The 20,961-nt window shown below is 48.9% G+C and carries 19 protein-coding genes; 5 read left to right on the top strand and 14 right to left on the bottom strand.

Going from position 1 to position 20,961, the window contains the following annotated elements; genetic code table 11:
* Positions 1 to 694: 694 nt before the first annotated feature.
* A complete protein-coding gene (locus tag F463_RS0110070; protein WP_018986961.1) occupies positions 695 to 1,381 on the bottom strand; it encodes a hypothetical protein in 687 nt (228 codons plus the stop codon).
* 153 nt (positions 1,382 to 1,534) lie between these two features.
* Here F463_RS0110070 and F463_RS0110075 point away from each other — a divergent pair, with 153 nt between their 5' ends.
* Together F463_RS0110075 and ppx are read left to right on the top strand one after the other, a co-directional pair.
* Positions 1,535 to 1,807, top strand: a complete 273-nt coding sequence (locus tag F463_RS0110075) for a hypothetical protein (protein WP_018986962.1) — start codon at positions 1,535 to 1,537, stop codon at positions 1,805 to 1,807.
* An 18-nt stretch (positions 1,808 to 1,825) separates the two neighbouring features.
* Positions 1,826 to 3,304, top strand: coding sequence for an exopolyphosphatase (ppx, locus tag F463_RS0110080; protein ID WP_018986963.1), 1,479 nt, complete (start codon positions 1,826 to 1,828; stop codon positions 3,302 to 3,304).
* Positions 3,305 to 3,347: 43 nt separating this feature from the next.
* On the opposite strand, the gene F463_RS0110085 is transcribed toward ppx, so the two are convergent.
* The 13 genes from F463_RS0110085 to F463_RS0110145 form a co-directional block, all read right to left on the bottom strand.
* Complete coding sequence (locus F463_RS0110085) at positions 3,348 to 3,593, bottom strand: hypothetical protein (protein ID WP_018986964.1); 246 nt, start codon at positions 3,591 to 3,593, stop codon at positions 3,348 to 3,350.
* Between the two features lie 49 nt (positions 3,594 to 3,642).
* Positions 3,643 to 4,263: a ParA family protein gene (locus F463_RS0110090; RefSeq protein WP_026295499.1), complete on the bottom strand. Its 621-nt coding sequence runs from the start codon at positions 4,261 to 4,263 to the stop codon at positions 3,643 to 3,645.
* 124 nt (positions 4,264 to 4,387) lie between these two features.
* Positions 4,388 to 4,930: a hypothetical protein gene (locus F463_RS15085; protein WP_211209201.1), complete on the bottom strand. Its 543-nt coding sequence runs from the start codon at positions 4,928 to 4,930 to the stop codon at positions 4,388 to 4,390.
* A 5-nt stretch (positions 4,931 to 4,935) separates the two neighbouring features.
* The gene (locus F463_RS0110100; RefSeq protein WP_018986967.1) at positions 4,936 to 5,400 is read right to left on the bottom strand and encodes a SixA phosphatase family protein; all 465 of its coding nucleotides are present in this window, start codon (positions 5,398 to 5,400) and stop codon (positions 4,936 to 4,938) included.
* Positions 5,401 to 5,408: 8 nt separating this feature from the next.
* A complete protein-coding gene (ppk1, locus tag F463_RS0110105) occupies positions 5,409 to 7,451 on the bottom strand; it encodes a polyphosphate kinase 1 (RefSeq protein WP_018986968.1) in 2,043 nt (680 codons plus the stop codon).
* Between the two features lie 66 nt (positions 7,452 to 7,517).
* Entirely contained in the window at positions 7,518 to 9,062 is a 1,545-nt protein-coding gene (locus tag F463_RS0110110) for a cryptochrome/photolyase family protein (RefSeq protein ID WP_018986969.1), read from the bottom strand.
* A complete protein-coding gene (locus tag F463_RS15275; RefSeq protein WP_081620818.1) occupies positions 9,059 to 9,220 on the bottom strand; it encodes a DUF2256 domain-containing protein in 162 nt (53 codons plus the stop codon). Before F463_RS15275 ends, F463_RS0110110 begins: the two co-directional genes overlap by 4 nt.
* A 3-nt stretch (positions 9,221 to 9,223) precedes the next feature.
* Complete coding sequence (tpiA, locus tag F463_RS0110120; protein WP_018986970.1) at positions 9,224 to 10,048, bottom strand: triose-phosphate isomerase; 825 nt, start codon at positions 10,046 to 10,048, stop codon at positions 9,224 to 9,226.
* A gap of 76 nt (positions 10,049 to 10,124) precedes the next feature.
* Positions 10,125 to 11,159: a class II fructose-bisphosphate aldolase gene (gene fba / locus F463_RS0110125; protein ID WP_018986971.1), complete on the bottom strand. Its 1,035-nt coding sequence runs from the start codon at positions 11,157 to 11,159 to the stop codon at positions 10,125 to 10,127.
* 50 nt (positions 11,160 to 11,209) lie between these two features.
* Complete coding sequence (locus F463_RS0110130; RefSeq protein WP_018986972.1) at positions 11,210 to 12,184, bottom strand: class 1 fructose-bisphosphatase; 975 nt, start codon at positions 12,182 to 12,184, stop codon at positions 11,210 to 11,212.
* 227 nt (positions 12,185 to 12,411) lie between these two features.
* Positions 12,412 to 13,191, bottom strand: coding sequence for a tRNA threonylcarbamoyladenosine dehydratase (locus F463_RS0110135; RefSeq protein WP_018986973.1), 780 nt, complete (start codon positions 13,189 to 13,191; stop codon positions 12,412 to 12,414).
* Between the two features lie 36 nt (positions 13,192 to 13,227).
* On the bottom strand, positions 13,228 to 15,039 hold the full coding sequence (locus tag F463_RS0110140) for a sensor histidine kinase (RefSeq protein WP_154650047.1): 1,812 nt from the start codon (positions 15,037 to 15,039) through the stop codon (positions 13,228 to 13,230).
* Positions 15,040 to 15,183: 144 nt separating this feature from the next.
* Positions 15,184 to 15,831: a response regulator transcription factor gene (locus F463_RS0110145; protein ID WP_018986975.1), complete on the bottom strand. Its 648-nt coding sequence runs from the start codon at positions 15,829 to 15,831 to the stop codon at positions 15,184 to 15,186.
* Positions 15,832 to 16,024: 193 nt separating this feature from the next.
* Here F463_RS0110145 and F463_RS14635 point away from each other — a divergent pair, with 193 nt between their 5' ends.
* The 3 genes from F463_RS14635 (at position 16,025) to F463_RS0110160 (ending at position 20,928) form a co-directional block, all read left to right on the top strand.
* Positions 16,025 to 18,832, top strand: a complete 2,808-nt coding sequence (locus tag F463_RS14635) for a two-partner secretion domain-containing protein (RefSeq protein ID WP_018986976.1) — start codon at positions 16,025 to 16,027, stop codon at positions 18,830 to 18,832.
* Between the two features lie 311 nt (positions 18,833 to 19,143).
* Positions 19,144 to 20,517 (top strand): ShlB/FhaC/HecB family hemolysin secretion/activation protein, encoded by a 1,374-nt coding sequence (locus F463_RS0110155; RefSeq protein WP_169623159.1) that lies wholly within the window; start codon positions 19,144 to 19,146, stop codon positions 20,515 to 20,517.
* Between the two features lie 66 nt (positions 20,518 to 20,583).
* On the top strand, positions 20,584 to 20,928 hold the full coding sequence (locus tag F463_RS0110160) for a hypothetical protein (protein WP_018986978.1): 345 nt from the start codon (positions 20,584 to 20,586) through the stop codon (positions 20,926 to 20,928).
* Positions 20,929 to 20,961 lie beyond the last annotated feature (33 nt).

Genomic DNA, 20,961 nt, shown 5'->3' on the forward strand with positions numbered 1-20,961 from the left:
CCAAAGAGGACGACACCCAGCCATCACGACCTTGCGGCTCCCTTGCGTTGTTGGCTACGGCCGCTGCGCTTAACATCGCTACGCGAATTAGCCTACGCCGTAACAGACTGCTTCGCAGTCTTAGTTGTCAGCAAAGTAAGCGGTCACGAAACTCGCCCTGACAAGCCACACAATTCGTGACTTGTTGCGGAGCTCAAACAATCGCTCCCTTGTTTCTTAACTTTGTCTGCGCTACTCAGCGTGATGAATGGGATTTATCTCGCCAAACTAGCGCAGTAGGAATTTGGGCGTTGAAAAAACTCAAACTCTTTTTTTAATCTACAAACGGTGGCGCTCATGGGTTTTCGGGCCCCCATCTGCCGCGCCGAGTAGCGCAGGCAGCGTGAGGGTTTTCGGCCAGCGGCTGTCCGAGTTCCGCGGTGGCTTGCGGGGTGTGCAAGCCGCTAGGGCGAGTTTCGCTGGACGCTCACACTGATGAGCAACGCAGGATAAAAGCGGAAGCTAGGGTGCATTTCTTTTGGTTACTTTATCTTTGTGCAAGCAAAGAAAAGTAACTCGCCTACAGGCGAAATAGAACTCTCCAGAAAATAAGAGCCCATCCGCCTGGGCATACATGCCCACCCTACCACTTACTTTTGCCAGAACCTGCCATTATGCCGGCGCAGAGGATGCTTTGCGAGACACCTCTTACACGCTATGGTGTCCACCTCACCCCAATCGACAACCACTGCGTCTGGCTATTGCCGTTCACCTGCTGCCCCACCGTACCATCAATCTGAAACACGTCCGGCACCAGGGAGTAGCGCAAACCAACTTGGTAAAAAGGATTTTGCGTATGATCCCCAAACACTTCGGCCACGCCCCTAAAACGCCCAGCCAGCTTAAACTCAGAACCTAAGCCCATATTCATCTTATTGCGATCCTCTTGCCGGTCCCGCAACATACCTACGTTCACATGCACAATGAGATCATCATCTCGCAGCGAGAATGACACAGGGATATAAAAGTACGTATTGCCAAATTGATTAGGCCCTGGCTGGATATCAGGATGCATCACCCGCCCTACGGCAAGCCCTACACCCCAGCCATTAGTTTCCAGTGGCTTGAACAGGGTTTTAAATTGGCCTATCCAGTCTTCGGTATGATAATGATCGTCCGTATTACGGTAACTGCCACCACCGAGCGTGATTTCAAAATTCTCACCCAGGTTACACGCTGGCAGTGCCCATAACTCCTGACCACCCTGGTAGCTACGCATCCAACTTTCAAGTTGACAGCTGCGCGCATTGGTCAGGCGTGCATCATCCGTCACCAACGGGCGGGCGGCATACGAAATCTGGGGAATCCAGAGCAAAAAAATCAGGGAAAGTAAACAGTGCATTTGGTTGTATCTTTGTTTTCTTGATCTTATTTTCAGCAGATGACGGTTTGATGAAACCATACGCAACCGGCGGCTGCAATTTCATATTAGTTTCACTGGCCTCTGCCAACATAACAATTTATACTGTTTGCAGGAATGTCTGGGGAGGCAATCATGGCAACTATTGAAGTGACTGAAACCAGTCCTAACTCGTTTTCTGTCACCGTGCATGGCTCGCATGTCACCACGCACCAGGTCAGCGTCAAGCCTGATTATGCCAGTGAGTTGATCGGGGCGACCCAAAACATTGCAGAACTCGTCAGCGCGTCTTTTAAGTTCCTGCTCGACCGCGAATCAAACACCAGTATCTTGAGAAGTTTTGATTTAAGCGTGATTGAACGCTATTTTCCTGAATACCCCAAGGCCATTAACTGCTATCTTAAGTAACCCATCCCGTATTATCGCATGTTAAAAATTACCCAAGACACCCAACTCGCTGCTGTAGATTTGGGTTCCAATAGTTTTCGCCTTGAAATCGGGCGTGTTGTCGATGGCCAGATCCTGCGGGTGGATTACCTGAAAGAAGCTGTCCGTCAAGGCGGCGACCTTGATGAAGACCGCAATTTGAAACCGCAGGCATTTGAACGCGGCCTGAAATGCCTGGCACGTTTTGGTGAGCGCCTAAAAGGCTTTCCGGTTGAGCATGTCCGTGCGGTTGCGACGCAAACCTTGCGAGAGGCCACCAATAGCGAAGACTTTATCAAGCAAGCGCAAAAAGTCTTGGGCTACCCGATAGAGATTATTTCTGGCGTGGAAGAAGCGCGCCTGATTTACCAGGGCGTGAGCCGCATGTTGCCGCAATCGGATGAAAAACGGTTGGTCATTGATATTGGTGGTCGCTCGACTGAGTTTATCCTTGGCCAACACTTCAAAGCTAATGTCACGGAATCGTTGCGCCTGGGCTCTGTCGGCTGGTCACAAAAATATTTTGCTGACGGCCAGTTTAGCGAGCGCAACTTCGAGCGTGCAGAAATTGCGGCCGAGTCTATCATAGACATGATTGCCAGCCGTTACATTGGCCAGTCAGAAGTCGCTTATGGTGCCTCGGGCACTGTGGGCGCTGTGGCTGATGTGCTGGCTAGTGCTGGGTTTGCGCCTGACCGGATTGAACGCGCCCAGCTGGAATGGCTGAAGCAGTCGCTGATCAAAGCCAAAACACCTGACCGCCTCAATATGGAAGGCCTGAAAGACGACAGGCGTGCGGTGATTGGTGGTGGGCTTGCCATTCTCACGGCGGTGTTCGACACCTTGCAAATTGACACATTGATGGTGGCAAACGGTGCCCTGCGCCACGGTGTATTGTATGACATGCTCAGTAGCGATCATGCGACTGAAGACTTGCGTACCTTGTCGATTGCCAGGTTATGCAAGCAGTTTGGTGTAGAAATGGATCATGCCAATAATGTCAGCAAGGCGGCTTTGTATTTTTATGATGCCATGCAGGCCAGTGATACACACAAACCGTTATTGCACTGGGCGGCGTTGTGCCATGAAATCGGTTGGGCCATCTCACATACCGACTGCAATAAACACGGCGCCTATATTCTGGATAACACGGAACTGATGGGGTTTGCCCAAAGTGAGCTGCACACCATCAGCCTGCTGGTCCTCGGTCACCAAGGCAAATTGCGCAAGTTACCGGCAGACTTTGATAATCAGGACCTAGTTTGCCAATTGATGGCATTAAGGTTGGCTGTGATTTTCTGCCATTCGCGCCGGATGCCTGCGTTGAAACACTTGCAGTTAGAACGCCATAAACAGCAGTTCGTCCTGATACTCTCATCGCAATGGGCGAACCAGCATCCGCAAACACATTATCTGCTCGAAGAAGAGTGCTTGCTTTGGCAAAAACTGGGCTGGCAACTTGAATTACAACTGACCTAAAACAAACACGGGCCGATTGGCCCGTGTTTGTTTTTAACCCGCTTTAATCTTTTTTCTTCTTTTCGCGTTTCTCGTCCTCTTCACGCAGTTTGGCTACTTTTTCACGCCACTCGTGCAATTGATCATCCTCAATTTCCAGTTGCAAGGCCAATGCCTCTTCCTGGGTGAGTTTTTCCTTAATAAAACGCTTAGGCAGTTTTCCGCCCATGCGGGACAAAATACGCTCAGCTTCATCAGAACTTAGCTGTTTTACTTTTTCCAGGTATTCTGGATTGACCTTGTCTTTCATTAGGACTCCCTTTGATTGTCTGTTGACGGCCTGTTACCACAGGCTTGATTTAACTGTTTTGTAAAATCCAGTCCGTGACCGGATTCCACTGGGCAATGTCGACTTCTTTTAACGTACTCGACAATTCAAAAATACTGAGACCTTCCTCGGCAGCAGTCACATAAATCTGTGAAGCGCGCAGCATGGAAAGCACGGAAAAGCCGGATTCATCCATAAATGCCAGCAAGCGTTCCGCAGACCGTGTGCGGGGCATGACTCGCATGCCGACCAAGCCAACAAACGTTTTATGTTTTCGCACCGCTTTTTCTTCAGCCAGCAACTCTAAAAAGTCTTGCGTAGCACCAATATCAAAGGCAGAAGGCGCGACCGGCACCAGCACCAAATCAGCCTCGGTCACGGCATCAGAGATTTTCTTGTCACGCAATCCGCCAGGAGAATCCGTAATCACCCAGTCAGCTTTATGCAAAGCCGATTTACCCAGGTCATCGGCATTAAAGACGGGGGCCACTTGAGGCGGTCGACGCGCTAGCCAGGCCGCAGAAGATTGCTGCCGGTCAATATCTTCTAGCACAATCTTGTGACCCAAGTGCGCCAGGTAGCCAGCAAGATTAGTGGCCAGGGTGGTTTTGCCGCAGCCACCTTTGGTATTTGCCACCAATACCCTGCGCATCTCATCTCCCCGATTAAAGGTGTTGAATTTTGTCATGAAAACTAGTCTCTATCACACCATAAAAATATGAAATTTTTATGACAATTGACGTCTCAAAAAAACGGTATAAACTGTTTTCACAACATCAACAGGAGAGATTCATGGCCAGCAAACCGGGAGCCAAACCTTTATCGGCAAACAAGACAACCACAACTGCGGTAAAAACAACCACACCGTCAAAACCAGTGGTAGCCAAACCTGCCGCGCAAAAAACAGCTGTCGCAAAACCGGCAGCCACAAAGTCGCCTGCAGCAAAAATAGTACCCAAAACCCCAGTCGTTGCAAAAAAAGTGCCTACCGCACCTGCGATCAAAGTAGTCAATAAAACGGCCACGGTAACAGAAAAAGACAAAGCTAAAACCAGCAAAGTCAAAATGGAACGTGACAGTTTCACCATGCCCAAAGAAGAGTATGCACAGATTGCCACATTGAAAAAACGCCTGGAAGTCCTGGGCAAACCAGTTAAAAAAAGCGAGCTGTTAAGAGCAGGATTGAAGCTGCTTTCTGCCATGGATGATGCTAGTTTGAAAACAACCATGGCAACGGTACCTACCATTAAAACCGGCAGGCCGAAAAAGTAATGAGCGATGTGCGTTACCCGCATGAAGAATGCTGATTGACGCATCATTCCCATTACTCAATCAAATCAGGGCTTTGCACACTATATAACTTGTAGGGCAGCCCTGATTTCGGCAAGCGCAACCACCAGACAGCACCTTTTTTGATACTGATCTGCCCATCGGGCATGCCCAGGCAGTGCGCGGCCAATTCACCTATCCAAGGCTGGTGTCCTACCAGCATGACCGACTCAAACGGACTTTGCGCGAGCAACTGTAGCAAGGGTGCCAGAGGCCTTTCCGGCGCCAAGCGGTTATCTTCCTGCCAGTCATCGCCCCAGTAAGCAATCGTTTCGCGAGTACGTACCGAGGGGCTCACCAGCACATAGGTTTGCCTGGGCAAATATTTCTTCAGCCAGCCTGCCATTTGTTTCGCCTGTTTGTGGCCTTTTTTTGTGAGCGCACGTTCCAGGTCTGATGCACCATGCATAAGCACTTCTGCTTCAGCATGACGCCATAAAATCAGGTTTCTGACAGACATAATGTGTATTACATGGAATGGTATTGTTGCAGTAACAAGCGTTGGCAAGACAGCGGCTCGGCATCGCCTGATTGCTCTGCTACTGGGATATATTGGCCGTTTTCTGTGAGTTGCCAGGCATCTTTGTTGTCCTGCAGGTATAGCTGCAGGCTTTCCTGATAAATCCGCTGCTGCATCGCAGGATCTTTAATTGGCCATGCCAGCTCTACGCGGCGCACCATATTGCGGCTCATCCAGTCTGCACTCGACAGCCACATCTGCACATGACGATCCAGCTCAAAATAAAATACTCGCGAATGCTCGAGCAAGCGGCCAACAATAGAACGCACCCGGATGCGCCCATTCGCCACCGGCGAGTCGACTGGCAGAATGCATGCACCCCGTACAATCAAATCGATCTCGACGCCGGCAGCGGCGGCTTTCATCAAGGCATTAACCAATGGCACATCTGTCAGTGCATTCATTTTGGCAATCACCCGGGCAGGCTTACCCAGCTTGGCGATGCGCTGCGCCTTGACCAATTGCCTGATCATGCTGGCTTGCAAGGTAAATGGGGCAACCAGTAAATGTTTCATGGCCGGGATAGGCAACTCACTGGTCAGGTGGCGGAAAACAGCCTCCATTTCGCGTGTCAGATTTGCGTCTGCGGTCAACATGCTCCAGTCGGTATACAAGCGGGTGGTTTTAGGATTGTAGTTACCGGTAGAAAGATGACCATAGCGGTGGATGGCTTTACCTTCACGCCGCATGATCAGCAGCATTTTGGCATGTGTTTTCAAACCCACCACACCATACACCACTTGGGCTCCCACAGACTCTAGTGCCTCGGCCCAGTTGATATTGGCCTCTTCATCAAATCGCGCCTTGAGCTCGACCACCACCAGGACTTCCTTACCTCGACGGACCGCTTCTTGTAACAAGCGCAACATACGCGGATCAGCACCTGTTCGGTAAATAGTCATGCGGATGGCTAACACCTGCTCATCCTTGACAGCTTCCTCCAGTAACTGGATGACCACCTCAAAGCTCTCATAGGGCTGGTGAATCAACAAATCTTTTTCGCGCATCTGCGCCAGTAAGGAAAGATTCTTTTTGATATGCTGTGGCCAATGCGGCTGGAAAGGAACAAACTTTAGATGATCACCCTTAGCCATGTCGGGCAGCTGGATCAAGCGCCCAAGGTTTACCGGGCCATTGACGCGGTAGAGCGCTAGTGGCGGCAAATTAAACTGTTTCAGCAGGAACTCGGCCAGCATGTCATCGCACTCTTGCGTAACCTCCAGCCGGACGGCTTCTCCATATTGGCGGTGCGCCAATTCTTCGCGCAATGCCGTACGCAGGTTGATCACATCGTCTTCATCGACTTCCAGGTCACTGTTACGTGTGACGCGGAATTGTGAAAAATGCAGGATCTTGGCACCCTGGAACAAGACTTCCAAGTTAGCGCGGATAATACTGGTCAGCGATACAAAGCACTGATCGCCCTTGCTGATAGAGGGTGGCAACTGGATCAAGCGCGGCACCACGCGCGGCGCCCGTACAATGGCAATCTTTTCTTCACCGTCCACCGCAATGCGCACAATAAAGTTAAGCGATTTGTTGGCCACTTGCGGGAAAGGATGTGATGGGTCCAGCGACACCGGCATCAAGAACGGCAGCACTTCACGTTTGAAATAGTTGGCGACCCAGGTGGTTTGCTCTGGCGTACGGACGGTGCCGGATACCAGATGCACGCGCTCTTTGGCGAGTGCCGGCATCAGGGCGTCATTGAATAACTGATATTGTTGTGAGACCAAGCCATGTGCCATTTGCGCCACCTGTTCGCAAGTGGCAGCCGTTACCGGGCCACTGGTAACGCCCTGCTGATACGCTTCCATCTGCAATGGCATGCGCACTTCAAAGAACTCATCCAGATTATTCGACACAATACATAAAAAACGCAGGCGTTCCAGTAGCGGATAGTCTTCACGTTGCGCCAGGGACAATACACGTGCGTTAAAACTGAGAATACTGAGGTCTCTATCGAGCAAGGCAGGCGTATTATTTTTCATGGCGATTATTGTATCGGCTGAACTGGCGACTATTGTGACAGTTTTGTGAATTTAGCAGATTGCACATTACAATTGATCAAGGTGCTGCAATCTTAGCGTGGCCATGTCATTGATGGCAGAACGCTCGGCTACTGAAAGATTAGCCACATGCTTGACCATGAGCCGCGTACGCTGGTTACTCGCCAAACTGGCCTCGTGCTTGATGAGGAATGCCCAATAGAGCGTGGTAAATGGGCACGCATTCTCACCTGTCTTTTGCTTGGGGTCATAACGGCAGCTTTTGCAATAATTGCTCATGCGCTGAATGTAAGCCCCGCTTGCCACGTAAGGTTTGCTGGTAAAGCGGCCACCGTTGGCATACAAGGCCATGCCCATGACATTTGGCAGTTCCACCCACTCTACGGCATCGACATACACCGCCAGGAACCAGTCAGAAACTTGCTGCGGTGACAGCTGTGCCAAGGTCGAGAACAGGCCGATGACCATCAGGCGCTGGATATGATGGGCATAGCCGGTACGCAAGGTCTGGCCGATACACTGCGACAAACACTGCATATGCGTGTCTCCCGTCCAGAACCAGCCAGGCAAATCCTGCTGATGCTGGAAATAATTTGCCGACTTAAGTGCTGGCATTTCCAGCCAATACACGCCGCGCACAAATTCACGCCACCCCAATATCTGGCGGATAAACCCTTCAGCACACCCCAGCGGCACGTGCCCGTCAAGATAAGCCTGTTCGGCTGCTACAATCACTTCTCGTGGGTTAAGCAATTTGAGGTTCATGGCAGAGGCCAGCAATGAATGCCATAAATATGGCTGATCTTGCCACATGGCGTCTTGATATGGACCAAACAGTGGTAACTTTTCCGCAATAAAGTGTTGCAGCAAATGCAACGCCTGATCGCGCGTGACTGGCCAGGCAAACATATCCAGCGCGCCCGGATGCTGTGCAAACCGCTCCTGCACCAATGCCATCACTTCTTGTGTCACTGCATCCGGGCTAAAGACAGGCGGCGGCAACAAATCCTGTGGTCCCTGCTTGCCCAAAGATTGGCGGTTATCGTGATCGTAGTTCCAGTCTCCACCTGCTGGCGCATCGCCTTCCATCAAAATATGGTGTTTTTTACGCATGCCACGGTAAAAGAACTCCATGCGCAAAGAAGAATTTTTCTCACCATATTTGGCCGCCCAACGCTGAAATTGAGCCCGGCTGCACATAAAATGCGTATCTTCCAATACCACCAAAGGCGTTGAATACTGGTCTGCCACCGCTTGCAATGCCTGCCAAACCCGCCAGTCCCCAGGCTCGCATACCCTGATCGCGGATGGACGATGCTGTTCCAACATGGCCTGCCAGACCGAAGACAGGTCTGGGTAAGCATGTTCATTGAGTTTGAAATAGGTCAGTGGCAGATGCTGCGCTTGCAATTGTGCCGCGAAATGCCGCATCGCTGAGAGGAAGAGAGTAATGCGCTGTCTATGTGTCCAGACATGCGTCGACTCCTCCTCCACTTCGGCCATGACAATATGGTCCTGGGCAGGATCAAAGCCCTCCAAGGCAGGATTATCCAGCGTGAGCTGGTCGCCGAGGATGATAATGAGGTGCCTCATGCTGTGATCATTTTGGAGGCACGGCGGCAACGTTCAGAACAATACTTCACTTGCTCCCAATTATTGGCCCATGCTTTTCGCCAGGTCATGGGCCTGCCGCATTGCTGGCAGTTTTTTGACGGTAAACTACTCTTATTGCCTTTAAATATGGATGTCATGCCTCAAATGACTGGCATGACGGGCGAGGGTTCCCTGAACGCTGTTTTTTGCATGTAGCAACGGCTGGAAATTCTGCAGATTTCAACAAAATCTTCTGCCACCAAGGCTGCGCGGCCCAGCAAACCACCATCGATATCCGGCATGCTGAGCAGGCTGTGCGCGTTTTTTGGGGTCATACTGCCACCATAGACAATACGGATGCGATCTGCAAACTCGCGGTCGCGCTCGGCAATCATCATGCGGATAAAGGCATGCATGCGTTGCGCCTGTTCCGGGCTGGCATGCTCGCCCGTACCAATGGCCCATACCGGTTCATAGGCAATCACCATATTAAATTTTTTGGCAAGGGCAAACGCTTCATCATCCAGACCGTAGACGACATTCAGCATCTGGTTGCGCACAATCAGCTCAGCCATATTGCCATCGCGTTCATCCTGCGTTTCACCGACACAGAAAATAGGCGTGAGCCCGGCATGCAGGGCATTAAGCAGGCGTTTGGTGGCGACCTGGTTACTTTCGAGCTTGAGGGCGCGACGCTCAGAATGGCCAATGATGGTATAGGTGCAGCCAAATTCGGCTACCATTTTGGCTGAAATGCAGGAGGTAAACGCACCTTCGGTGAATTGACTGACGTTTTGGGCGCCCCAGGCAATATGGGAATCTTGTAGCAGGGTTTGTGCCTGGAACAGGTATACATAGGGTAAACACACCGCGGCATCCACGCCAGGTAGATCGTGCAACTCTTGCTTGAGACGATTCAACAGGCCCTGATTTTCAAGCAGGCCGCCATGCAGCTTCCAGTTACCAATGACTAATTTTTGTCGCATGATGGAATTCCTTTACTCATGCCCCCTCAAATTATCGTTGTTTTTCAGGCTATATCAACCAGCAGTCCACCACGGGTTAGTAGATGGCTGCCATTTTTTCAAGTGGAACAACCTTTATCTTACTCGCTTGTCCGGCACTACCAAAGGCCTCGAAGCGTTCTTTACACAAATGCTGGGCTGCAATAGTAGCTTCTTTAAAATATTGTCGCGGATCAAATTGCTCTGGATACTCCGCCAAATGCGCACGGATAGCAGCGGTCATGGCCAGGCGGATATCGGTATCAATATTGACCTTACGCACGCCGTTTTTAATCCCTTCGACAATTTGCGAAACCGGAACACCGTAAGTTTCCTTGATATTGCCGCCATAGTGCCTGATTTGTTCCAGCAAGGATTGCGGCACACTCGAAGAACCATGCATCACCAAGTGCGTGTTAGGGATTTTGGCATGAATTTCCCGGATACGTTCAATCGACAGCGTATCAGCTGAAGGTGGGCGCGTGAATTTATAGGCGCCATGACTGGTGCCAATGGCAATGGCCAGTGCATCGACCTTGGTCGCTTCAACAAAAGCAGCGGCTTCGTCGGGGTCGGTCAGCAATTGGGATTCATCCAGCTTACCTTCTGCCCCTACCCCATCCTCCTCGCCTGCCATGCCAGTTTCAAGCGAGCCGAGTACACCAAGCTCGCCTTCTACCGAAACCCCCACCGCATGGGCAAACTCGACAACACGACGCGTGACATCCACATTGTAATCATAACTGGCTGGCGTTTTATGATCTTCTTTCAAAGAGCCATCCATCATCACGCTGGAAAACCCGCTGCGTATCGCCATCTGGCAAATCTTGGGCGAAGTTCCATGATCCTGGTGCATACAGACTGGAATATGCGGGTATTGCTCAATGGCAGCTTCCACCATCTTGCGCAGGAATGACTCACCAGCATAGCCTCTTGCACCAGCCGACGCCTGCAAAATCACCGCACTATCTACTTCATCAGCGGCTTTCATGATGGAGAGTATCTGCTCCATATTATTGATATTGAATGCCGGGTAACCATAACTATGTTCCGCAGCGTGGTCCAGCAACTGCCTGAGTGAGATCAATGCCATGTAACACTCCTTCTAAGGTGAGGCTTATGATGCAAATGGGTTTGCTAATGCTAATCGGCTTGCTGATGATAGTCGCGCAAGCGCTGAATTTCCTGTTTTGAGCCTAGCAACACTGGCACGCGCTGATGGCAGCTATCCGGTGCGATGGTCAGAACCTCTTGCAGCCCGTCTATACTTTCGCCGCCCGCCTGCGTCACCAGCAAGCTCATGGGGTTGGCTTCATACAACAATCTTAACCTCCCGGCTTTCACCGGTTGCTTGCTATCACGCGGATAAAGGAACACCCCTCCACGCGTCAGGATCCGATGTACATCCATCACCATACTTGCACACCAGCGCATATTAAAGTCGCGTCCACGCGGCCCTTCTAAACCTTGCAGACATTCCATAATATAGCGCTGCATGGCGGGTTGCCAATAACGCTGATTACTGGCATTGATGGCAAACTCTGTGGTTTCTTCGGGGACTTTGACTGTTTGTTGTGTCAATACAAACGCCTGGCTGCTATGGTCCAATGTAAACACATGCGTGCCCTGACCAATCGTCAGCACCAGCAAAGTCGCTGGCCCATACATGATATAAGCCGCCGCACGCTGATCCTTGCCCGGCTGTAAAAAAGCCTGCTCGCCAAGGGTTGCCAGGCCAGTATTGGGCAATACCGAGAAAATACTACCCACCACACCGTTAATCGCCAGGTTGGAAGAACCGTCCAAAGGATCCATGCTGACCAGGAAAGGCGCCTCCAATGTTTCAAACAACACAGGCTGATCCTCTTCTTCAGATAACACAGCAGCTACCACTGCAGAGGTCCGTAACTGGGCCAGCGCCACTTCGTGACTACGGATATCCAGATGCATCTGTGTTTCACCCTGCACATTGGTACTGGTCATTTTTTCGGTGACCCCCGCCAATGCGCCCTGCCTGACCAGCGCAGCAATCTCAATGCCCGCCTCGGCAATATGCCAGATCAGCGTATTAAGGGCATGATTGATAGAAACCTTTTTTAAAAACACGTCCAATTGCATGGCAATACCTTTATGGATTAAGCAAATGTGGCCACATGTCACTGTAGCCGATCGTGTAATGACTTGAACTCATGATCACAGGCTGAAAACGGCTGTATTTACCTGCAGAGACAAAGTCACGTGAGGCCTGACCTTTTTAAGGTAGACGCCATCCTGACTACATTGTTCAACCCTATGATGGCAGAAATTGGTGAAATAAAAATGTTTTTTGAAAAAAGTTGACGTTATCAAGCCGCCAATAAGTGCTGTATAGCCTGCTGTGCCGCGATGAATCCTGCGCTGGCAGTGACACAAATACTCGAACCATATCCCGCGCAATTCAAACCTGTGAGACCGGTCTGCGAGGTATCACAGGCTTCCTCAGGCCGCTCTACTGGCTCATCCGAATACACAGCCATGATGCCGAACCTGGCTGACTTTTTGTGATCGGACGCCTTGGGAAACCCGTAGTCGCGACGCAACTGGTTGCGCACCTTCGCCAGCATACGGTCGCCCTGCACCTGGGACAAATCCGCCAGGCGTAAACGCGTTGCATCCAACTTGCCACCAGCACTGCCTACCATCACCAATGGTAATTTGTGTTGCTTGCAATAAGCCGCCAGCGCAATCTTGGCCTGAGTATCATCCATGCAGTCCACCACAATATCCGGCAAGCCTGTCAGCACTTGTGGCAAATTATCCGGCGTGACGAAGTCTTCGACTTCAATCACCTCACACTGTGGATTAATTGCTGCAATCCGCTCACGCATGGCGGTGACTTTGGCCTTGCCCAGGTTTTCTTCAAGCGCATGAATCTGGCGGTTCATGTTCGACTCGGCAATATTGTCCAGATCCACCAGCGTTAGCTTGCCGACGGCATTGCGTGCCAAAGCTTCTACTGCCCACGAGCCGACGCCACCAATGCCGATCACCAATATGTGGACTTGCTGCAAACGGGCCAAGCCCTGCTCGCCATACAGGCGGCGTACGCCGGAAAAGCGTCTGCTATTGTCTAAATCAAGAGTCATGATGAGAAACGCATTGAATTGGCAGGGATCTGTGAACTAATTAAAAGATAAAGGAATCGCCAGGGTAAAAAGCATCCCCCCCGCTTGTTGTTGCCATTTTACCTGAGCTTGCAGCAGCTCTGCACGCATCTGGATATTACCGATGCCACGTCCTTTTTTTATTTGCGTGATATCAAAACCCACACCATTGTCATCAATCGAAAAAAATAAATGTGCGTCAATCACCCCACTCGAACACGTCACCCTCGTCGCCGAAGCATGTTTAAGTATATTCACAAATACCTCTTGCAAAATGCGAAGAACATTCAGGATATGAGTAGGGGTGATCCATGGTATGACTGGCATGGCATCTATTTCCCGATGAAACTCGATCCCGGCCTGCGAGAACTTTTGATGAATGCGGTAGGCATAATTCAACAGTGCTGCTTCCAGTGTATTTTCATCAGGTTCTATAGAATCAATCACCAATCTCAAGTCACTGATGCACTCTTCCAGGTAACCCTGCACTTGCTTGGGCGTAATTTGGCCACTTTTTAAAAGAATAAGTGTGGTTGACAGCGTGGATCCGAACCCATCGTGCATATCTTTCATCAAACGCTCTCGCTCCTGTAAAAGAAACTTTTGCTTCTCTTGCAGCTTCTTGCTTTCATAAACCTTGTGCAATTCCTGTTCGCGTTGTGCGAGTTTTGACTCCAAGTGTTGATTAGCAAGCTGAATATCCGTCATGGCTTGCAAGTATCGGGATCGCACGATTAACAGCAGTACAATCATTGAGCCAATTGAGGTATAAGGCAGCAAGTAAAAACTTTCGATACTCAACTGATAGTTTTGTAACATCAGATCATGGATACCAAAAGGGATATTTAAAATGAATACCCCAGTTAACCACACCCCCTCCTTAGAACTGCTTTTCCATGCAACCATCACCATCATGCATATGTACATCAGCAGGACGATAAAAATCACCAGGCTAGCCATAGACCATACCTGGCCAAAATCAGCCGCCCAAGGCAATATTGGCAACGTGAGCACACTGATCAGTAGCATCAATGTGCCTAAACACCATTGCAACTTCTTCAGTTTTAATCGATACAAATAGGAGCAAACGGCGTAGGTAAACACAATGGTCCAGCCAGAGGCATTGACCACCATCCAACTGAACCAGTCTTCAGGAATAAGGAGAGGATTCTCGCCAACGAAATACTGTAAACAGCGCAAATGTGAAAATGCTGACACTGCAAAAAAAAGCAGATACACCCATTCATCGCGTTTTCTCAGCCATATGGAGAACGCGAATAAACCAGACAACAGCAAGGCACTGCTGATGGTCTCCGGCAATCGGGTTTGCAAACTGGCCCGCACAAGATACTCAGGATATAGCTTGCGCTCCTCGTCAAAATAAATACGCGAAATAGCCATACCCGCCTGATGGCTGGCGTCTACACGAATCAGCAATTGCTTGGGGAGGGCGTTTGATTGAAAGGTTAACCAGATTGGATGATTGTAGCCATTCCAGACCGCTCCGGTTTTAGACGCATACACTAACTGATTATCGGCATAGACTTTTATCAAGCCTATGGTTTGCCAACGGGGAATATATAGCGCATAACTGTTATCAGAACCGGCTTGGGCAATGGCAGGGTTCACTCTAAAAAAATAACTGATTCGCTCATTAGCCTGATGGTTTGCTGCAATATTTCGTGGCTGATAAAAGGGCAGTTTGACCGTTTGCCACCGTAATAGCAATGACGACACGGCAAGATCATTGACAGAATCCGCACCGACGCTTTTAGTCTTTGCCAACTCAACATGATCAGGCAGCAATGCAGCATGCGCATTTACTGCCAAAAGCCATGTCAACCAAAAGCAGAAAAGAAAAAGTAATATTCGCCACTTTTTTCTTCCGAGGCTATCGGCCATATCAATGCGATGGTTGTTCATCGGATAATGTGATTAACTATAATTTGTATTGCCAACCAGATACATGCAAGATTAAATCCAAAAATTATTTTTCGCCTTTTCAATCGCCTGCAACTTTGAGTTGACTTCTAATTTTTCATAAACACGACGGAGGTAAGTTTTCACCGTATGATGCGATAGCTCCATCATTACCGAAATTTCTGACAAGCTCTTACCCTGGCTGACATGCTTTAATACTTGCGTTTCCCTGGCAGATAACAAACCTTTGGCGGCATCCACTGGCGCAAATGGATCCGACATACTCGAAAAAAAAGCCAGCATCCGTTTTGCAATGGCCGGGCTTACCGTGGCCCCTTCTTGAACATTTAATAGCGTTGTCAGCAGGTCATGATGCGTATCCTGCTTCTGAATATAGCCATGCGCCCCAGCCTGCAATGCCTTAAACAAACGGGCATCGTCCTCAAAAACACTATAAACGATGATTTTGCAGGCTGGCTGACAGGACCGTGCCTGATAGATGGCACTGACACCATCACCGTCAGGGAGACCAATATCTACTATCAAAAAGTCTAACGGCTCAGACTCTATCAACCCCAAACCGCTAGCCAATGCGTGCGTTGAAAAAACCGAATATACACGCTCATCGCTTTCCAAATGCACTTTGAGTGCCTCAGCTAGCAATGCATCATCTTCAATAATCCCTATCTTGTACCTGGTCATGTGCTTGACTGCTTTATTTTTAACGATGGCATCTTAACTTAAAAAAATGTGGCAATGTCGCACAACTGGGTGACATACAAACAATTATCGTATGTTTATTATGAGAATTAATACAAATAAAAATCTCACGTCAATCATGTTTACGCCAAAATTAAAAAGAATTTACACGTTAATTTCACTGTGCTACGCACCCATGCTCATTGCAGGGCCTACAGATGGCCAGGTAATTTCTGGTTCCGCCATCATCCAGCAACAGGGCGCACTCACGCATATTGAGCAATCTAGCCAAAACGCCATCATACAATGGCAAGGGTTCTCAATAGCGCCAGGCGAAACAACGCATTTTCAAATGCCGAGTGCGTCATCAGCCGTGTTAAACCGCGTGGTTGGCGGCAACCCGTCTGAGATTTATGGCACGCTCAGCTCTAATGGTCAAGTGTATCTCATTAACCCGAATGGGATTCTGATAGGCAACGGCGCCACTATCAACACAGCTGCCTTTATCGCCAGTACACGAGATATCAAAGACAGCGAGTTTCTGCTGGGCGGTACCTTAAACTTTTTTGGTAATTCGCTCGCCAGCATCACCAATCTTGGTTCAATCAATGCCATTAGCGGCAATGTGTTTTTAATTGCACATAATGTAAGCAACCAAGGCACCATTAAAGCAGATGCGGGCACAGTCGGCATGGCAAGCGCCACAGACTTGATGTTGATGCCCTCCAGCAATGAAAAAATTCTGATCAAACCCACTGCCCTTCAAGATATGGGCAGTGTCGACAATCAAGGGCAAATTGCTGCCGCGCAAGTCGAACTCAAAGCCGTGGGCGGTAACCCTTATGCTCTAGCTGTAAATACGGGTGGCACTATCAGTGCCATCAGCATAGATAACGTAGGCGGCAAAATCATTATCAATGCCAAATCAGGCACGGCAAGCGTGGGTGGCACACTCACTGCCAAACAAGGTGATAAAGGCGGGGAGATTCAGGTCACAGGCCAGCATGTTGCGCTGACTGAGCAAGCCAGGCTGGATACCATTGGCAAAAATGCGGGCGGCACGATTGCGGTTGGTGGGGGGTTTAAAGGCGAAAACCCAGCCCTGCAAAACGCAGAAACACTCACCGTTGCCCAAGGCGCTGTTATCAATGCGGATGCCGTCGAACAAGGCAATGGCGGCAATATTTATTTGTGGTCAGATAAAAACACACTTTACCGTGGCCACCTCAGTGCCAAAGGGGGTGAACTCAGCGGCGATGGTGGCTTTGCCGAAGTCTCAGGCAAGCAAGTGCTAAATTATCAGGGCACGGTAGACCTCTCTGCTAAAAATGGCACATTCGGCAATCTGTTGCTAGACCCTACAGACATCACCATTAATAACGATCCAGCCACAGGCTCAACTGCCGTTTCAGGCAACACCTCAGTCATCACGGCCACAGACCTCAGAAACGCCCTCGCTTTAGCTGATGTGACGATCACTACCAGCTCAGCGGGCGGCGGCAACGGTGACATCACATTTGCGGATGTCGCAGACAACACCGCTTATTTATTTGATGTAGGCAACCGCTCGCTCACACTCTTTGCCGAACGTGATATTAATGTCAACCAAGAAGTGCGTGTATTCGGCTTTGGTCCAAATTCAACTACCGCGGAGCTGAACCTCAAAGCTGGCCGCAACTTAACAGTCAATGGCGCCAATACCTATTTATGGTCAAACAATATCACTTTAGTTGCAGATAACAACAATGGCGGCACTGGCAACGGCACAATGTCATTTGCTAATGGCGTCAACTTATTTGGCGACAATATCCGCTTATTTGTCCCTTCTACCTCACAACTCACTTTACCTAGCTCAGCCAGTGTCAGCAACAATCCACCCACCTTTGGTAAATACTTTGGCGATGCAGGCACTGCGGCCGCTGGCATTTATTACAAGCAAGGTTCAGCAAGCACTGGGGGTGGTAACACTGGTAGTAATCCAGGCGTCGGCACCCCACCACAACAGTGCGTGGCGGCGGGTTGCGGGATTGTAGTTGGATCAACACCAGTCATTACTGACCCCAATGCATTACTAAGATTTCAACTAGCTCAACTGGGTTATTCTCTGGATGAAGCCGTAGCCAAAACAGGCGACACAAACTTTGCGTGGTGGCTACAAATTCTCAATGAAGCCAAACAAAAGCTGGCAAGCGACCCGAATGACGCTTCCGCAAGAAAGGTGGTTGAGCAATACGAAAAAACACTTTTGCAGGCTATGCTTAACAGGATGCCGCCCGTTGATAAAGATCATGATCAGCGCGTTGCAGACGCAAACAAATACAATGATCAAGATATTAATATGATGTTAAACAATATCAAATTACTCGAAGAGTCTATTTTTAAAAATGGGGTTAAACAGAACACACTCAAGTCTATTGCAGAATTGAAAGCAAAAATTGATTTAAAACTTGCCTCATTACAATTTAAGGAACTCGAAAACCTTGTTGGAACTGAATCGCTAGGTCAAGTGATGCTGCCTATGTTCATAAACGGTCAGCGTTTTAACGTAATAAACGACCTAATGTTATTTTCAGAAAAAGGCGGCGTAAAAGCACCATTATTGGACAGTTACGAAATAAACGGCCTTGATGGATTTTTTAATCTGAATGCATCAATATTTTTGCCTGGCGCTACCAATACGTTCGCAAACTTCGTAAACCAAGCAAAAGAAAATATGAATAGTAAAAGTGCGCAATTAACTGCAGTGAACCAAGAAATAGAATCGTTATATAAAGAATTGTATACCAGCGGTGATAAATCGGTTGCCAGGCTATGGGAGTTACCTTCAAAAGCACGCGAGAAAATTACAAGCCTTGAAGATCAACGAGATCTGTTAGCAAAACAATTGGACGTTGCAAAAAAAGAAGTGCGCGATAAGGAGAACGCTAAAGCAATTTTTGAAAATTTAGCGCCCTCAATCATCTCCCGCGTAAATGCTTTTAGATCCACTTTTAAAATTAATTGATTAACTCTCAGGCAAAGATCATGAAAAAATTTACCCATCAATTTGCGCATAAAAAAAATAAATGCCCGCAAAAAAATCAAGCGCTTTTTAAAAAAACCCATCTTTTCTTGATCACATGTTTGTTGATGAGTGCAATGGCAGTCCACGCGGAGCAGACTGATTTGGGCTTAATAAAAAAAATTAGGATTAGTTCAGGTAGTGAAAAAGTCGTATCCAGCGAAGATATAGATGTGCGTGAGTTCCCAAGTTTAAATATTAAGTTGTTAAATAAGTTTATAAATCAACCTATCAACAAAGATCGTCTTGCAGAAATGATTCAAATTATCAATTCAGAGCTATACGTCAGTGGCAAGCCTTATATGATCGCGACGTTACCTGAGCAAGATATATCTGACGGTAACATCCAAATTTTGGTCACTCAGGCGAGCGTGGGCGCTGTGAATGTGAAAAACATTGGTGAAAATGTGTTTAGTGAGGATACGCTCCGCCCCTTGTTGCGGGTAAAGCCTGGTGATGTATTAACGCAAGAAGTGCTGGATGAGGATGTGGAGTGGATTAACCGCTCTAACCCCTACCGCAATGCAAAAATTGTCACCGAGCCTGGAAAGGCGTTTGGTCAAACCGATATCAGTTTGATGGTGACCGACCGGAAGCCTTATGCGTTTTCATTAGGGTATGATAACTACGGCACCAAAACCACTGACCGCGACCGTGTGACTTTCTCTGCCGGATGGGGCAATGTGTTTGGCACTGACCAGCAAATCACCTATGCATTAAACGGTAACCCTAACTTCAATCGTTTTGAGTCGCATAGCTTGAGTTATGTGGTACCGCTACCATGGCGGCATTTATTGAGCATTAGCGGTAACGTTTCAAAAATCAACAGTGATCTGCCGCAACCGTTTGATTCACAAGGCCGAACCAGCATTTTATCCTTGCGCTATGACGCGCCGCTCAAACATTTACATGACTACACGCACGGCCTCAACGCTGGCTTTGACTATAAACGGGCGGATAACAACCTGCTCTTTAGCCAAACGCCTGTTTCAAACACACTTACAAAAATCTATCAGTTCAACCTAGGCTATAGCGGCACATTAAAAGACCGCTGGGGGCAAACCACAGGCTCACTCAACTGGGTCTATTCACCAGGAGGCTACGGCAACGAAAATGAAGATGCCGCCTTTAATGCCGCCAGATTCGGGGCTAAGTCAGATTATCAATATCAAACCTTATTCATACAGCGCGCCACCTATTTACCACATGATTGGACATGGACGATTTCAGCGAGACTGCAATGGTCTGATACAAACCTGCTGGGTACCGAGCAGTTAACGGGCGGTGGTGTGCAGTCTGTGCGTGGATTTGCCGAAGCTTATGCGTTTGGTGACGAAGGCTCTGTGATTCGTACCGAGCTTCAAAGCCCATTCTGGGAGCTTGGTAGTGGCAAAGCCACCTCTCGCCTGCAAGGCGTGTTGTTTTACGACGCGGCCCGCTTAAACAGTGTAGACAAACTGCCAGGTGAAGAAGCAAATAAACGTTTAAGTGCCTGGGGGGTAGGCTTAAGAGCAGGCCTGCCATATCAGTTCACCATGCGCGTGGATGCTGCCAAACAATTGGTGGCGGATGTGCCTGGGATTGATACGCAAAATATTGTGCACTTTAGCTTGAACAAGAGTTTTTAATCATGGATTTATTGTTAAGAGAGCATAGTGCCTAGTCCTCATATTGCAAAAACGGCTCGATGGATCATGTTAGCCACCACGTTTAGCCTTGGCGCGCTGAGCCTCAACGCGCAAGGCAAGGCTACCTCCATCACTACCAGTGATGACAGAGAACTGGTGTATAGCTCGGTGAGCGATCTGAGCTGGACCAGAGATGCCAACTTATTTGCCACTCAAGGCTTTTACATTGTGGTGGATGCCATCATTGCCGCCAGCTCCGCCAATAGCAAGACGCTTAACCGGTATAGCCCATTTGGCAACTACCCCCTCAGTGCCAGTGACTTTTCTAGTAATGACAGAACGCTTTGGTTTGTTGCCATGACCGATGTCAACCACCTCAATAAGATTCACCATGGTGGTAGCAACCAATGACGTGTGCCTACGGTTGCCAACACATCATTTGAC

The organism is Methylophilus methylotrophus DSM 46235 = ATCC 53528 (genome assembly GCF_000378225.1).
GTDB lineage: Bacteria > Pseudomonadota > Gammaproteobacteria > Burkholderiales > Methylophilaceae > Methylophilus > Methylophilus methylotrophus.